The organism is Myxococcus faecalis, from assembly GCF_050039385.1.
Lineage (GTDB): Bacteria > Myxococcota > Myxococcia > Myxococcales > Myxococcaceae > Myxococcus > Myxococcus fulvus.
Window position 1 is genome coordinate 4,720,268 of sequence record NZ_CP144336.1, and the last position, 15,576, is coordinate 4,735,843.

A 15,576-nucleotide genomic window follows, 5' to 3' on the forward strand; every position below is an offset into this window, starting at 1 on the left:
AGCCGCTTCGTCCGAAGCCGCCGCGCCCCCTCGAAGGTGCTGACATGACCGCCAGGCTGGAGTCGTTCGTCCCCGCTGCCGCGCCGCAAGCCGTCGCGACGCCAGCGCCCCAGGCCCCGTCCGCCAACACGCTCGCCCAACGCGAGGCCCGTCGCGCCGCGCACGAGGCACTGCTCACCCGCTGGAAGGCCATCGTCGAGGCTGGCGGCGCCGAGGAATGGGCGCAGGCCCAGCTGGTCTCTCGCGGCCTCGCCGTGGGCGAGCTCGACTTCTCCAGCGCCTCGGAAAAGGAGAAGACGGCCTGGAAGGAGAAGAAGAAGGCCGAGGCGGCCGAGCGTCGCGCGCTGGGGCGCCAGGCCCACGAGGCCTGGAAGGCCACCCACGTGGGACACCTGGGCGCCGGGGTCCACTGGGAGGAGGAAGGCGGCTCCGACAAGTTCGACATCGCGCACCGTGAGGAGCGTGCTCGCGCGAACGGGCTTCCCGAGCTGGGCTCCGCGGAGGCGCTGGCCAAGGCGCTGGGGCTGAGCGTCTCCAAGCTGCGCTGGTTCGCGTTCCACCGCGAGGTGGACACCGGCTCGCACTACATCAGCTGGGGCATCCCCAAGCGCGACGGCGGGACGCGGACGATTACGTCCCCCAAGCCGGAGCTGAAGGAAGCGCAGCGCTGGGTGCTGTCCAACGTGGTGGAGCGACTGCCCGTGCACGGCGCGGCGCACGGCTTCGTCGCGGGGCGCTCCATCCTCACCAACGCGCTCGCGCACCACAGCGCGGATGTCGTGGTGAAGGTGGACCTGAAGGACTTCTTCCCCTCCGTCACGTGGCGCCGGGTGAAGGGCCTGTTGCGCAAGGGCGGCCTGCCGGAGAACACGTCCACGCTGCTGGCGCTGATGTCCACGGAGGCCCCGCGCGAGGCGGTGCAGTTCCGCGGCAAGACGCTCTACGTGGCCAAGGGTCCGCGCTCGCTGCCGCAGGGTGCGCCTACGTCTCCGGGCATCACCAACGCCCTGTGCCTCAAGCTCGACAAGCGCCTGTCCGCGCTGTCGAAGAAGCTGGGCTTCGTCTACACGCGCTACGCGGACGACCTGACGTTCTCGTGGACGAAGACGAAGCAGCCCAAGGCGCGGCGCGCGCAGGGTGCGCCGGTGGCCGTGCTGCTCGCGCGCGTGAAGGACGTGGTGGAGTCCGAGGGCTTCCGCGTGCACCCGGAGAAGACGCGGGTGAGCCGCAAGGGCACGCGTCAGCAGGTGACGGGCTTGGTGGTGAACAGGGTCCGTGACGGCGTGGCCTCCGCCCGCGTGCCGCGCGATGTCGTGCGCCGGCTGCGCGCGGCCATCCACAACCGACAGAAGGGCAAGCCCGGCCGCGAGGGTGAGTCCCTCGAGCAGCTCAAGGGCATGGCCGCCTTCGTCTACATGACGGACGAGACCAAGGGCCGCGCCTTCCTGAAGAGCCTGGAGCAGCTCGAGGCCCGCGAGAAGGAAGCGGCGCCCAAGGCGCCCTGAAGTGCTGGGGTCGCGGGCTCGGCGGTAGGTGATTCACCTCCGGGCCCGTCGGCTCAAGGCGCGGGATTCGCCGCGCTCCCCTCCCCGCCTGCGAGCAGCGCCGCGTCGAAGAAGGCGCGCAGCCGGCGGGGATATTCCGTCGGCTCCACGGTGGCGAAGCCGCCATGCCCCGCGCCCTGGATGCGCCACGTCCGCGCGTACTCGCGCACGTGGGCGAACAGCTCATCCGCGAGTGGCTGACCGGACTCCTCCGTCCCCATCACGATGAACAGGGGCCTGGGCCGGATGTGGTCCACCGCGTCGATGGTGCGCACCTCTTCCAGCTGGATGCCGCGCCGCCAGAACGGCACCAGCGCGCCCGTCTGGGTGATGACACCGAAGCGCCGGAAGTCATACGCGGCCGCGAGCCACAGCGTGTTGAACGGGGACAGCAGCACCACCGCGCGCACGTCCTTGTCCTTCGCGGCCACCTCCGCCACCGCGGCGGAGCCAATCGAGAACCCCAGCGCGCCCACCTTCGCAGGGTCCACGTCGGGCCGGGCCCGCACGAACTCCAGCGCGGCCCGCACGTCCCGCCGCTCCAAATCGCCCCACGTGGACGTCTCGCCCTGACTTGCGCCATGCGCGCGCAGGTCGAACAGCAGCACGCCATAGCCCGCGTCCCGCAGGATGCGCGCCTCCGGCAGCACATCCGCGCGTGTCTGGGAAAGGCCGTGTGTCATCACCACCGCGGCGCGGTTCCTGGAGGGCACGTACCACCCGCGCAATTCCAGCCCGTCCGAGGTGAACAGGCGCACGTCCTGCGCGTCCGCGAAGTCGGCGGGGCGCTCCGGCGCCACCCGGGGATAGTGGAAGTACGCCTCCGAGTGCCGCAGCGCACGCGCGAAGAGCGCCAGGGTCGCGAGCACCCCCAACACCACCACCGCCGCCACGACTCGCCGCCACTTCATGCAACACCTTCCCCGGGCATCCCCCGGCTGCTCGCCCGAGCCCCACGCGAGTCACTCGCGACACAGGCGGGCGTCCAATGGTCAAGCTCGCGCGCGGCAGCTTACACTGCGCCGCATCAACTCGCGGTGAGTCACACCGCGCATCCCCTTTGCACTCGCCGGGTCGCTGTGAGCACGTCCAAGAAGACTTTCGATGCGGTGGTGGTGGGCTCCGGCGCGTGTGGTGGCTGGGCAGCCAAGCAGCTCACCGAGGCGGGGCTGAACGTCCTGGTGCTGGAGGCGGGGCGCAGCAACCAGGCGGACAAGCTGCTGTGGGTGATGCACCGGGTCCGCCAGAAGCTCTTCCGCTACCAGGCGGAGACGGACAGCGCGCGCAAGCAGCGCCAGTCGGTGCAGTCCACCACCTTCGCGTGGCCCTTCCATCCGCACGCCTTCGTGGATGACGTCGACAACCCGTACACCACGCCGAAGGACGCGCCCTTCACGTGGATTCGCGCGCGGCAGGTGGGCGGACGCACCTCGGTGAAGGCGCACGGCCGGCAGTTCTACCGGCTGTCGGACTTCAACTTCAAAGCAGGCGGGCGCGACGGCCAGGGCCCGGACTGGCCGCTGACGCTGGCGGACCTGGCGCCGCACTACGAGACGGTGGAGCGGTGGATGGGCCTCCACGGCAACACGGACGGGCTGGACACCCTGCCCGACTCCATCTTCGCCGCGTCCATCGCGATGAACCCGGCCGAGCAGCGCCTGAAGGAGCGCGTGGAGCGCCGCTGGCCCGAGCGCCGCGTCGTCGTGCGCCGCACCGCGGGCGCCCCCGTCACCATCCCCGCCGCGCTCAAGACGGGCCGCCTCACCCTGCGCACGCACGCGGTGGTGGACCAGGTGCTGCACGACCCGAAGACGAACAAGGTCACCGGCGTGCGGTACATCGACTCCGACACGGGCAGGACGCACGAGGCCCATGGCCGCGTGGTGGTGCTCGCCGCGGGGACCATCGAGACGACGCGCCTGCTGCTGCACTCGAAGAGCGCCGCGTTCCCGGAGGGCCTCGCCAACTCCTCGGGGCAGCTGGGCCGCAACCTGATGGACCACACGTACCTGCTCGGCATCGAGGCGAAGATGAACCTGCCCGCCTCCGAGCAGCGCGCCGAGCAGAGCTGGGCGTACATCCCCCAGTTCCGCAACGTCACCTCCCCCGAGGACGGCTTCTCACGCGGCTACGGCGTGCAGGTGTTCACCTTCGGGGACTCGTGCCACTTCGTGCCCTTCGGGGAGATGGTGCCGCGCGAGCACAACCGCGTGACGCTGAGCCCCACCGTGAAGGACCGCTGGGGGATTCCCGCGGCGCACATCGAGTGCCGTCACTCGGACAACGAGCTGCGCATGTGCGCGGACGCCGTGGCCGCCTGCCAGGAGATGATGAAGGAGGCGGGCTTCACGGTGGAGAAGGTGAACGACACCCTCTCCACGCCGGGCATGGCCATCCACGAGGTGGGCACCGCGCGCATGGGCACCAGCCCGAGCACGTCGGTCCTCAACGCGTGGAACCAGAGCTGGGACGTGCCCAACCTCTTCGTGATGGACGGCTCGGCGTTCCCCTCGCAGGGACCGCAGAACCCCACGCTGACGATGATGGCCCTGGCCGTGCGAGCCAGCGCGCACCTGGTCAGCGAGCTCAAGGCCGGCAGGCTCTGACGCGCACGGAGGACACGGCCACGCGTTGGAAGGTGGCCGTGTCTCCTCGCGCGGTGACGGGCCTCAGGTCTTGGGGCCCGGGCCCTCGGGCTTCTTCTGCTTCTCACGCAGGCTGAGCCGCGAGCTCCACATCGCCGGTGTCATCACCACGATGAGAAGCGTCAGCAGCACCGTTCCAATCATCAGCTCCCAAATCATGTCCATGGCTTCGCTCTTCTGGATTCTTCAGACCGACTGACTGCCATGCCGGAGAGAGCGAACGACTCGCGCACCCGGCTCCTCAGGGACACTCCGAGGGCGGCACGCCTTCCGTGGACACCACGGACGCGCGCAACCCGGGCACGAGGCGGCCATCGCGTGACTCCCGAGGGAGGACACGACGTCACCGCGCGCCGGAGCGCTCAGATGAGGAGCGTGCGGACGCGGAGGAAGACAGGGGGGCCCTGGGCGGGAGGCACCTGCCACCAGGAGAGCGAGCGCTGCGGCACCCACTCCGGCGGACGAGGAGACACCCAGGCGACCGGGAGCAGCACGGGGGGCGCCACGACGAAGGGCGCGCCACTGGAGCCGCCCGCCTCGGTGGGCGCGGGCAAGTCCCAGTGCGGCTCCTCGCAGCAGTTCCAGCTCAGCGCCGGCCCGTCGGGCGAGGAGGAGGCCTTGTGGCCGCCTTCCTTCTCGTGCTCGTGGCAGCGGCACTTCGTGGCGCGGGTCGCGACCTGCTTCTCGCAGTAGTGCCCCAGGCCCGCGACGCCGCTGGCCAGGACCTGCCAGCCGACGAGCAACACGAGCGTGAGGATGCGGGACAGTCCGGACACGATGCTCCGGGTATACGCCGCGCGTGGGTCCGCCGCAACGCGAGGGCCCGGGGTGTGACGCTCCGCCCTCACAGGCCCCATTCGGGGAGCTGGTTTCAGTACAAGAGGCCCTTCTGCGGCTGCACGGGCTGGGGCAGCTCCGTCTCGCCCAGCATCTGCCGCAGGTTGATTTCGATGGTCCGGCTGAGGGCCGTCATCGGCGTGTCGCTGACGTCGTCCTCGAAGGGCGTCTCGATGTCGCGGCCCACGGCATCCAGGCCGATGAAGAGGAACGCGATGATGGCGGTGACGAGGGGCGTGAGCCAGCCCAGCTCCTCGACCACGCCGAGCGGCAGCAGCACGAGATAGGCGCGCGTCATCACGAACAGGAGGATGTCGTACTGCCGGGGCAGCGGCGTGTTCTTGATGCGCTCGCAGGCGCCCAGCAGGTTCGTCATCTCGGACAGCGTGCGGTCCATCGTGACGTGGAGGAAGACGACCTTCTGTGGGTCGGAGACCTGGCCGTAGATGCGGCGCAGGCGCGTGGCCATCCACAGGAGGATGGCGGAGGGGATGTTCTGCTCCTCGCGCAGGGCCTCGAGGACGGCGGGCCGGAAGAAGCGGACGATTTCGGGCAGCGGGTCCTGGCGGCGCAGGTGGCAGCGCAGCGCGTGCACGAAGCCCATCTGTGCGTAGACGAGCTCGCGCGCGTCCTCGGTGATGCTCTCCACCATCTTGGTGATGATGCCCCGCTGCTCCTCGGGTGGAGACTCCAGGTTGGCGATGTGCTCCAGCGAGACCTTGGCGTCGGTGGGCATGCGCGCCTGGCCGAACCTGTCGCGTACTGCGCCGTCACTCGCGCGCGGGCCCCTCACGGTGCCGGGGCGGTCCACGGCGGTGCGCAAGAGGCGCGAGGGCACGGCGGCGAGCTCCACCTCGGAGAGCGGCTCCTGCGTGGTGCCGGGCCGGGGCAGCAGCGTGAGCACCTGTCGGGCGAAGGAGCGCGACCAGTTCACCACGCCGCCCCACAGCGTGCGCGCCTCCCACCAGCGGTCGTAGGCGGAGTTGTTGCGGAAGGCGAGCAGCACGCCGAGCGCCGCGGCGAGCACGGTGACGGGCAGCGCGGGCACCGCCATCCAGGACGCGTCATAGACGCGGTAGCCCACGATGATGGCGAGCGCGAAGAGGACGTGCACGGTGACGGGGATGCCCGTGTAACGCAGGATGATGCGCCAGGACAGACTCCGACCGACAATCATCGCGAGGGGACTCCGAGGACGAGGTTGCGCCGCGCGGAGCGTGTAGTGACGACGACCCGTGCCGACAACGGGCGCCGTCGGACTGTCACCCGGATGTGTCACGCAGCAACGCGGACCCCAGCCCCGAGTGTCCTCAAGCGAGCAGAGTCCGCCGTCAGCGCCGGGAGCCGCGAGCCCCCAGCACCGCGCCGCCGAGCAGCGCCACCGCGCACACCAGCGCGACGGGCCCCAGCCAGTGGCCCCAGGCGAGCGCCAGCGTGGACAGCCCGGGCGACGCGGGCACCCGCATCACCTGGGTGCCTCGCTGCGCGTCGCCGATTTCAGAGAGGACCGCACCCGTTGCGTCGATGAGCGCGGACACGCCGGAGTTCGTCACGCGCACCTGCGGCCTGCGCGTCTCGATGCTGCGGAAGATGGCGTGCGTCAGGTGCATCCGGGGACCGGGCGTGCCGGTGAACCATGAATCATTGCTCAGCGTGAGCAGGAGGTCCGCGCCCTGGCGCGCCTGCTCGGCGACGTAGGAGGGGAAGACGGTGTCGTAGCAGATGAGCGGCGCGACCTTCAGCACGCGTCCGTCCCGCCGGCGCAGGGGCAGCGTCCGAGGCCCCGGGCCCGGCGTCCAGCGCCCGGTCCACGGCAGCCACTCGCGCAAGGTGGGCGAGTCGATGGCGGCGGGCACCCACTCCGTCAACGGGAAGAGCTTCGACTTGCGATACACCGTGCGCTCGGGCGAGCCGCCTTCGCGCGCCGCGGGCGCGAGGAACATGGCGGCGTTGAACTCGTGGCCGTCCTCCACGTCGTACGAGCCGAACACGAGCGGCACGCTCCGCGCGGCGACGTAGCCGGCAATCTCCGCATCCAGCTCCGCGCCCGCCTCGCTCTTGGGCACACCGAAGGGCGTCGGGTACACCGTCTCCGGCCACACGAGCACGTCGAGCGGCGCCTCGCGCAGGAGCGCGTCCGAGAGCGCGTAGTGCGTGTCGAGCACCGTGCGCACCACCTCGTACGCGCCCATCTCCGCCTTGAGCTTCTCGTAGTTCGTGATGTTCGCCTGCACCGCGCCCACCACGAGCGCCGGCGTCGCGTCCGTCGCCGCGCGAACCTGGGTCAACCGCACGGCCCCATAGCCCGTGAGCCCCGCGAGCAGCACCACCGCCGCGCCCAGGGGACGCAGCGCGCGCGCCACACCACGGGCCCGGAAGACCCGCACCGCGCCGAGCAGACACTCGTTGACCGCCAGGAGCGCGAGCGTGAGCCCCGCCGCGCCCGCCACGTCGCCGAACTGTCGCAGTCGCTCCGAGTAGACGAAGCCCTGTCCCAGCGTGTCCGAGAACAGCTTGGGCACGAGCCACTCGGCGCCCACGTACACGAGCATGCTCGTCATGGCGGGCAGCCACGCGGCGCGCTCGCCCACGGCGCGGCGGGCCAGGTGACGCGCGAGCGCGGTGAGCACGAACTGGGGCTGGAACACGGGCGCCAGCAGCAGCATGGCGCCCCAGCACAGCCACAGGGGCGCGCCCGAGTAGCCCTGGAGCGCGGCGGGGAACCACTGGAACACCGTGGCGCTGAACGTGACGCTGAGCCCCGCGCCGAGCGCCAGGGCCTCCTTCGACGAGCGCGCGCGGTCCACGGCCGCGAGCCAGAACGTCAGGGCCACCCAGCCCAGCGCGGTCCACGGCGAGACGAGCGACGAGAACGCCCACAGCGCCCCGGTGGTGAGCGCGACGGCGACCAGCGCGTCGGCCAGGTGTCTTCCGGGCGAGGGCTCCAGACGGCCGAGCTTCAAGGCGCGTCCTTGGACTCGTCGGACTTCGGCAGCTCCAACATGCGCACGGGCATGCCCGGAGGCGCCAGCTCCTCGGGCACCACGCGGTTCTCCGGCATGGGGATGGGCTGGCCGTTCGCGTCCACCGGCTTGTGGTCCGGGTGGAACATGAGGATGGCCTCGACGCGCTCACCCTCGTCCGTGGACTGGTAGTGGCGCACGTAGCCGGGCGGCAGCTCGAAGTCCTCGGGCACCACGAGGCCGCGCTTGAGGGGCTTGGTGCCACGCTTGTACAGCTGCAGCCCCGTGGGCTGTTCCGAGGGCATGTCGGGCTCCGGCGCGGGCGGCGGCGCTTCTTCGATGGGCGCGGCCATGGCGACGGGCGCCTGGGGAGCCGCTCGCGGCGCGGCGCGAGGCACCGGGGCGCGCGCCACCATGGGCGCGGGCTCGATGACGGGGGCGGGGGCCTCGACGAAGGGCGGGTCCTCGACCTCCACCGCCGAGGAGCTCCACCACAGGCTCACCACGATGGTCAGCACGGTGAAGACGAGCGCACCGCCCACCAGCCACTTCGCCACGCCACCTCCCGAGGAGGGGCGCGAGGCGGCCACGTGGGTGACACCGTCACGGTCGACACGGCGTTCAGGAGATGGTTGCTGCGGCCGCATGCTCGCCGGGAGACCTCCGCGCTGCGTATGCTACGGACAGCCTCTCGCCGAGGCAACGTGGCCACTTGCCCCCGGCGACCCCGCGCCCCATGAGCCTCTCCTCCGTCGACGCCCTCCCCTCCTCCACGCCCACCGCCGAGCCCGAGCGCTTCACGCTCCACGCCTGGACGACGGCGCAACGCGGCGTGGCCGTGACGGCGCGCCTGGTGATGATGACCTGCCTGCTGGTCTTCACCACCTGGCTGATGTCGGACATCCTCCAGGGCACGCAGACGCTCACCGCGCAGCCGCTCCTGCTCGGCCTCGTCTTCGGCTGTGGGCTCCCGGTGGTGCTCGTCGCGGGGATGCGCGCCCGGGCCCGCGCCACGCTCGAGGTGGGCGCCACGGGCCTCACGCTCACGCTGCGAGACGGCGCGCGGCTGGAGGTTCCTCTCGAGGTCGTGGACGCGGTGCGCCCGTGGCGACTGCCGCTGCCGGGCCCGGGGCTCGTGGTGCGCATGAAGTCGGGACGCGCGCTGGGGCACGGCCTGGAGGTCGAGGACGCGCTGCCGCTGCTCGTGGCGCTGGGACGCCGCGAGGGCTCGCTCGGTGAGGCCGCTTCCCATCCGCTGGTGCGTTATGGACGGGCGCGGCGGGAGCTGTGGAAGAAGCGCTGGTACCACCTGCTGCTCAAGCTGGTGGTGTTCCCGCTGGTGCCCGCGGGCATCTTCTTCCGGGCGCACCAGTACATCGCCTTCGGTGGTCCGTTCGGCGAGTACCAGGTGTCGGGGCTCACCGCGTACCTGCGCTCGTTCGGTCGCTACTACGCGCCAATCGCGCTGAGCCTCCTGCTCATCGCCGTCTTCTGGCGCGCGGTGGCGGAAGGACTGTCGCTGGCGGCGGCGAAGTGGTTTCCCTCGTGGACGCGCGGCGTGCGCCGAGGGGCCGAGTGGATTTGCCGCCTCGTGTACTACGGCGGCATCATGGCCTTCACCGCGCTGCGCTTCCTGTCGTGAGGGGCTGGCTGGAACGACGAAGGCCCCCGACGCTCGGACGAGCATCGGAGGCCTTGGGATTCAGCGGCTCACCCGCGCGGAGCGGGCGCTGACATCACGGCGTCGCGGGGTTGAAGCGCGAGCCTTCCCAGCCCATGCGCTCGTGGCCGGTCTTGTTCCACTCGGGGTTCTTGCCGTTGACCACCTGGGTGTCGGTGAACTGGGGCGCGCCCGTGCCGGAGCCCGAGCCCGAGAAGATGCTCACGCTGATGGTGGTGCCGAAATAGGTCGGGTGGGTGTTGTCCGACTGGATGTAGTCGTAGCTGGTGCTGGCGTTGACGAAGTGGGTGTTCGCGTCGCGCAGCGTGGAGCGCAGGGCGCCGGTGATGCGGGCCACGTAGGCGGCCTCGGTCTCACCCGCGACGTAGCGCAGGGCGGCCGAGTCCACCTGGCCGTCGCCGTTGCTGTCGTAGTCCGCCGCCATCATCTCCGCGAAGGAGTCCGCGCACTGGAAGCCGTACTTCGCCGCCAGGTTGCACGTGCGCCAGTTGCTGCGCGCCAGCAGGGGCAGGAACTTCACCTGCTTGTTCACCGTGGCGCCCGTGGCCGAGTCACGGCAGGACGTCTGCACGTTGTCCGCGTCGAAGCCGGGGTAGTAGATGTTGGAGACGATCTTCACCTTGGCCGACGTCGCGTACTGGTTGATGGCCTGCATGGCCCGCTCCGTGTACGTGGTGCAGGCCGCCAGCGCCGCCTCCAGGCCGCTGTAGTCACAGGTGCCGGACTGACCCGAGAACGCGCTGCGCGCCTGCAGGTAGTCATTGCCGCACATCTCGAACATCACGGCGCGCGTGTTGGCCGTCTGCATGTACGAGCGCTCGGAGACAATCTTGTTGTTGTAGATGTCGTCCGCCTTCGCGCCGGACTTGGTGCGGCGGATGACCTCGATGTCCGCGTTCCACGTCTTGGCCAGGTACTCGCCCTGCACCACCGGGGCCGCGCGGCGCGCGACGGCGGAGATGCCACCGTTGTAGCCCGCATAGATGGAGTCGCCGTACGCCACGACGCGATACTTCGTCGTGGACGTGGACCGGTCGATGGTCCACGACGTGTTCTGGTTGATGGTGCTCGCCACGGCGCTACCACTCACCGCTGCGGTGGCCACGACAACCGCGAAGGACAGCCCATTGCGACGGAAGAACATGCCCGCTCTCTTCTTCTTCCCACGGGGGGAGGTAGGGGGAAACCGAACCGTACACGCCGTCGATTCGCGAATCACCCGCAAACTGGAATAACGCGCTCAGTCAGAATTCGAGGAATGCGTGAAACTTTGTCCCACGAGGGCTTGGGGTGTCTGATTCCTGACGCGGCGCGACGGATGACGCGGTGTTTCACGGTGTTTCAATACAGCGGGAGAAAGCACAAGTGAGGTGGACGACGGGAGCGAGGGTGTTGGGGCAGTGGCTGGTGCTGGGGGCGCTGGTGGGGGTGGTGTGCGGCGTGGCGTCGGCGGGGTTCCTGTGGCTCTTGGAGGAGGCGACGCGGCTTCGGGAGGCGAACGGGGGGCTGGTGTACGCGCTGCCGTTGGCGGGGTGGGTGTTGGGGACGGTGTACGCGCGGTGGGGCGGGCCGGTGCGTGGGGGGAACAACCTGGTGTTGGAGACGGTGCACACGGGGGATGCGCAGGTGCCGTTGCGGATGGCGCCGATGGTGTTGGTGGGGACGGTGCTGACGCACCTGTTCGGCGGGAGCGCGGGGCGGGAGGGGACGGCGGTGCAGATGGGCGGGAGCCTGGCGGACTGGGTGGCGCACCGGTTCCGGGCGGGGGCGGACCTGCGGCGGGAACTGTTGGCCGCGGGGATTGCGGGGGGATTCGGGTCGGTGTTCGGGACGCCGGTGGCGGGGGCGGTGTTCGGGTTGGAGGTCGTGGTGGTGGGGCGGCTCGGGTACGAGGCGCTGTTGCCGGCGCTGGTGGCCTCGGTGGTGGGGGATGTGGTGACGAGGGGGTTGGGGATTCAGCACACGGTGTATCCGGTGCCTGGGGCGTTGCCGCTCTCCGTGACTGTGATTGGGAAGTGGTTGGTGTTCGCGGTGGGGGTGGCGGCGGTGGCGGTGGTGTTCGTGGAGGGGTTGCACCGGTTGAAGGCGGTGCTGGAGCGGCGGGTGCCGTGGTTGCCGTTGCGGATGGCGATGGGTGGGACGGCGGTGGTGATGTTGTGGCTGTGGGTGGGGACGGATGCGTATCTGGGGTTGGGGGTGCCGGGAATCGTTCGGGCGTTCGAGGACCCGGGGCTCCCTGTGTCAGCGTTCGCGTGGAAGCTGGCGTTCACGGTGGTGACGCTGGGAACGGGGTTCCTGGGTGGGGAGGTGACGCCGCTGTTCTTCATCGGCGCGAGCTTGGGGAACGTGCTCGCGCGGATGCTGGGGTTGCCGGTGGATTTGGGGGCGGCCGTGGGCATGGCGGCGCTGTTCGCCGCGGCGGCGAATACGCCCCTGGCGCTGTCCATCATGGCCGTGGAGCTGGTGGGGGCAGGGGTCCTGCCCCATGTGATGATTGTGTCGACGGTGGCGTATGTGTTGACGGGCCACCGGGGGATCTACCCGGCGCAGCGGATTGGGCGGCGGAAGGATGGGGGAGCGGGGTTTGGGCGGTGGGTTCCGCTGCGGGAATTGGAGAGCACGGTCCCCGGGCCTGTCACTGCGCGACCCGGGGACGGTGGGCCTGGGGGTCAGGGCCCCCAGAGTTCCGGGTAGTGGAAGACGCGGCCGTCCTCACCGACGATCCAGATGTCTCCGGACGCGGTGATGGCGATGTCATTCAGGGGCACGGTTGCCGTGGCGACAGGGAGGTCCGGTCCCTTGGCCCAGCCGTACGGAGTGAGTCGACGTAGCTTGCCGTTGGCGCTTCCATCCACCATGTAGCACTGGTGCGCCAACAGGTGTTGCGGCGAACCCTGCCAGTCACTGCGCATCACCACGCTGGTGAAGGGGACATTCGCCCCCCCAGGTGCGTCAACCCGATTCCAGGTCTCTGCGCCATCCCACCGCCACGCAGCCCCGTTGTCCCCTACGGCGCATGCCTTGTTGGCGGCCCCCATCCACACAGCCCTAGCAAAACCCGCTGTATTTCCTGGCGCGTGTGAGTGACTTGTGGGTGTCGCAGCTCCCCCAGGTGTCACTGCATAGCCGCGGAACCTCTGCCCACTGCCACTTCCCGTGTTGCCACCCACCGCGAGCAGGAACTCCTCTTGCAGCCCATGCAGTCCGTAGAAGTTGACGTTATCGTCCAACTCGGTGAACGGCGTGGGAGACCCTGGTAAATACCGATACAGCCGGCCCGTGCTATCCGTGATGTAGAGCACCGGCAATCCATTCAACCCCGGGAGGCCTATCAGGCCTGTGATGTTCGCGCCACTTGGCGTAGTCCCCGGAGAACACGTAAATCCACTCGTACCCGTGTGGACAGCGAGCCATCCACCTTCTCCACCCAGCCAGATATTCCCAGAGGGATCCACCCAAGAAGCAAACCAATCGTGATTCCCACAGTTGTTTGGGTTCGCAGGCGCGCTACCGTCCCCTGGCTGCGTCGTCGCGTCCCCAAAGCTGAAGCTCTCGAACTTCGCACCGGCGCTCTTCTTCAACGCCAGCTTGCCACCTCGACCCGCAATCCATACTGGGTAGCCGCTCGGGTGTGCCGCGACCGTTTTCCAGTCATGGTCACCCGACCCGAATCGAACGTGGTAGTTCTCCACGTGCTTCAGCGTGCCTCCGCACGTCAAGCCCTCATCAATCTGACCATTACAATCATTGTCGATGCCATCACAGACCTCGGGGCGCCCCGGGCGTGAGGCAGGGTCTACGTCGTCACAGTCTCCGTGAGAATTCTCAACCCAGCCCGTCTGGGGGAGAGGCTCACCCACGCAGATTTCGTCCGCCGTCGCACCTTGATCTCCATCCAAGTCTCCATCCTTGTCCGGATAGAACATCCGCGGAGGCTGTGCATCGCACACGACACCATTCTGGGCGGCATTGCAGACGAACATTCCCGTGCAACTCAGGTTGGTGCAGGCATCCCCCTTCGTGTCGAAGGTCTCGTCCGCGTTCCCATCGCAGTTATTGTCGCCGTTATCGCAAAACTCCGTCTTGCCCGGCGCGTTGTTGGCGTCGCCGTCGTTGCAGTCGAACGGCGGGCCCGAAGGATAATTCTTGTACTTGCCCCCAGGCCGGTCGCATTGAACGGTGGCACCTGCTCGCGGAACCCCGTCCTCGTCGTCGTCCAGATACCAGTTCTTGTCGAAGCCCTCGTCGGTACGCCCGTCGCAGTTGTTGTCTTTGTTGTCGCAGACCTCAGTCTTGCCGGGAGCGATGTTCTCGTTGTCGTCCTTGCAGTCTCCGCCAACGTTCGCGTACCCACGGACACCCGCCGCTGGCGCGCAGTGCTGAATCGCCTCGCCCCCCACCCCATCTCCGTCCAAGTCGCGGAACATCGCCACGAGAGGCAGCCCCTCGTCGACCCCGCCCACGCAGTTATTGTCTTTGTCGTCGCAGAGTTCCTGCCGAGAGGGGTTCCTCATCGCATCCCCATCGTCGCAGTCCGTGCCACCCTTCCCCGTCTGGCTCGAACTAGGGACAAATCCATCCCCATCCTCATCCGGGGTCACAAGAGTCACCGTCGTCCCTGGCTTGGCCCCATTTCCCGAAAGGTCCATTGGCAGGGCCACCTCATCCACCGGCTTGCCACCACAGCCCTGCTCGCGCGCGGTAATGGTGACCTGAAGCTTCTTTCCCCAATTCCCTGGCCGGAGGACATTGAGCACCAGTGGCGGCGACGTTCTCGCGAGCAGGTCGCTTCCAATGGTCTGCTCCGTGAAATTCTCTGAGTTCGCCACATCCTGGGTCCGCATTACGATGCACCCAGTCTTGAAGCTCGGCGTGTATTGAACCGTGACACGAACGGTCCGCTCCCCCGCCAGCTCTTCGAGACTCGGTACGGAACAACCACTCAGCACCAGCAGGCTGGCAACACCCCATCCCCCCATGCGGATCATCGCGCACCTCCCTGGGCCACGGACTCATCGGTGGAGCCCATCAGGAGCCACGTAGCCAGGGCTCCAACGGTCGCAGCCGCCGCCGTACCGAAGAGGACATTTGCCGTCGTCGCACTACCTTGGGCCCGGGAGTGGTGTCTCTCCAAGTCCTCGTAAGCCTGCGCGGCCCGCGCATCCTCGACCTGGCCGCGAGAGGACAGCCCGAACACCGCCCCTGCCCCACCCGCCGCCACCCCAGCCCCCAGCAGCACCATGCTCAAGAGCGGCACTCGTCGCCCCGCAACCCGAAGGCCACGCTCATCCTCTTCGGACGCGGAGTTCAAGGCCCAATCGGGAGACTGGGATGAACCGGAGGTATCTCCCTCTGGCATCAAGCTTGGGCGACTGGCCTCTTGGCCCGCGACCACCACGCTCCCATCCCCACGTTGAGGGACTTTCAGACCTCCCCGAGCCAGCTCATCGCGAACCCCCTGCCGCTGCGTCTCGAACTCAAGCGACACCTTCGGGGAGACCTTCAGTGGGAGCTGCGCATCGGGACGGGTCAGCAGCGCCGAGCGGAAGTCCGCCCGTGCCTCCTCCCACTTCCCCATGTCGGCGCGGATGATGCCTCTCAACAACGAGAGGGAGACCGTCTCCCCCTCATCAAGCGGCAACCGGGCGGCGAACTGGAGCCGCTCCAGGGCTACCTCATATTCGAGGTCTTCGTAGAGGCGCTTCGCCTCGGCGAGATGGCGTTGGACTTCGGCAGATGCGCTGGCGGTGCCCCATGGCAGGACCACGGACACACAAAGGACGACCGCCAGGCATTCCCCCCACAGGCATGACTTGGTCATGCCTGGACCTTAATCTCTGACCCGGATATCCCCAAAACCCAGGATAGGGCATTCCATCCAAGAAGCCACGCTCAGGGCAACTTTC

Annotated in this window: 13 protein-coding genes; 4 read left to right on the forward strand and 9 right to left on the reverse strand. The window is 68.9% G+C overall.

Annotated features, from left to right (window positions below; all coding sequences use genetic code 11):
- Positions 1–44 precede the first annotated feature (44 nt).
- Entirely contained in the window at positions 45–1,505 is a 1,461-nt protein-coding gene (locus VZQ01_RS18860) for a reverse transcriptase family protein (protein ID WP_223784287.1), read from the forward strand.
- Positions 1,506–1,558: 53 nt separating this feature from the next.
- Here VZQ01_RS18860 and VZQ01_RS18865 read toward each other — a convergent pair whose 3' ends face one another.
- Positions 1,559–2,455 (reverse strand): alpha/beta hydrolase, encoded by an 897-nt coding sequence (locus VZQ01_RS18865; RefSeq protein WP_426748558.1) that lies wholly within the window; start codon positions 2,453–2,455, stop codon positions 1,559–1,561.
- A gap of 168 nt (positions 2,456–2,623) precedes the next feature.
- Between VZQ01_RS18865 and VZQ01_RS18870 the strand changes: the two genes are divergently transcribed.
- The gene (locus tag VZQ01_RS18870) at positions 2,624–4,150 is read left to right on the forward strand and encodes a GMC family oxidoreductase (protein ID WP_426748559.1); all 1,527 of its coding nucleotides are present in this window, start codon (positions 2,624–2,626) and stop codon (positions 4,148–4,150) included.
- Positions 4,151–4,213: 63 nt separating this feature from the next.
- On the opposite strand, the gene VZQ01_RS18875 is transcribed toward VZQ01_RS18870, so the two are convergent.
- The 5 genes from VZQ01_RS18875 to VZQ01_RS18895 all read right to left on the reverse strand — a co-directional run bounded on the left by VZQ01_RS18875 (position 4,214) and on the right by VZQ01_RS18895 (position 8,546).
- Positions 4,214–4,354, reverse strand: coding sequence for a hypothetical protein (locus VZQ01_RS18875; protein WP_426748560.1), 141 nt, complete (start codon positions 4,352–4,354; stop codon positions 4,214–4,216).
- Between the two features lie 197 nt (positions 4,355–4,551).
- Positions 4,552–4,965, reverse strand: a complete 414-nt coding sequence (locus VZQ01_RS18880; protein ID WP_143097513.1) for a hypothetical protein — start codon at positions 4,963–4,965, stop codon at positions 4,552–4,554.
- A gap of 95 nt (positions 4,966–5,060) precedes the next feature.
- Positions 5,061–6,203 carry a bestrophin family protein gene (locus VZQ01_RS18885; protein WP_426748562.1) on the reverse strand — a complete coding sequence of 381 codons (1,143 nt, stop codon included), beginning with the start codon at positions 6,201–6,203 and terminating at the stop codon, positions 5,061–5,063.
- A gap of 154 nt (positions 6,204–6,357) precedes the next feature.
- Positions 6,358–7,989 carry an apolipoprotein N-acyltransferase gene (gene lnt, locus VZQ01_RS18890; protein ID WP_426748563.1) on the reverse strand — a complete coding sequence of 544 codons (1,632 nt, stop codon included), beginning with the start codon at positions 7,987–7,989 and terminating at the stop codon, positions 6,358–6,360.
- Positions 7,986–8,546, reverse strand: a complete 561-nt coding sequence (locus VZQ01_RS18895) for a hypothetical protein (RefSeq protein WP_426748564.1) — start codon at positions 8,544–8,546, stop codon at positions 7,986–7,988. Before VZQ01_RS18895 ends, lnt begins: the two co-directional genes overlap by 4 nt.
- Before the next feature lie 179 nt (positions 8,547–8,725).
- On the opposite strand from VZQ01_RS18895, the gene VZQ01_RS18900 reads away from it, so the two are divergent.
- Positions 8,726–9,631 (forward strand): hypothetical protein, encoded by a 906-nt coding sequence (locus VZQ01_RS18900; RefSeq protein ID WP_426748565.1) that lies wholly within the window; start codon positions 8,726–8,728, stop codon positions 9,629–9,631.
- 94 nt (positions 9,632–9,725) lie between these two features.
- On the opposite strand, the gene VZQ01_RS18905 is transcribed toward VZQ01_RS18900, so the two are convergent.
- Positions 9,726–10,814 carry an SGNH/GDSL hydrolase family protein gene (locus tag VZQ01_RS18905; RefSeq protein WP_426748566.1) on the reverse strand — a complete coding sequence of 363 codons (1,089 nt, stop codon included), beginning with the start codon at positions 10,812–10,814 and terminating at the stop codon, positions 9,726–9,728.
- 221 nt (positions 10,815–11,035) lie between these two features.
- Here VZQ01_RS18905 and VZQ01_RS18910 point away from each other — a divergent pair, with 221 nt between their 5' ends.
- Positions 11,036–12,364 (forward strand): chloride channel protein, encoded by a 1,329-nt coding sequence (locus tag VZQ01_RS18910; protein WP_426748567.1) that lies wholly within the window; start codon positions 11,036–11,038, stop codon positions 12,362–12,364.
- Here VZQ01_RS18910 and VZQ01_RS18915 read toward each other — a convergent pair.
- Together VZQ01_RS18915 and VZQ01_RS18920 are read right to left on the reverse strand one after the other, a co-directional pair.
- Positions 12,340–14,658: a putative metal-binding motif-containing protein gene (locus tag VZQ01_RS18915; protein WP_426748568.1), complete on the reverse strand. Its 2,319-nt coding sequence runs from the start codon at positions 14,656–14,658 to the stop codon at positions 12,340–12,342. The genes VZQ01_RS18910 and VZQ01_RS18915 overlap by 25 nt on opposite strands.
- On the reverse strand, positions 14,655–15,443 hold the full coding sequence (locus VZQ01_RS18920; protein WP_426748569.1) for a hypothetical protein: 789 nt from the start codon (positions 15,441–15,443) through the stop codon (positions 14,655–14,657). Before VZQ01_RS18920 ends, VZQ01_RS18915 begins: the two co-directional genes overlap by 4 nt.
- Positions 15,444–15,576: the final 133 nt, after the last annotated feature.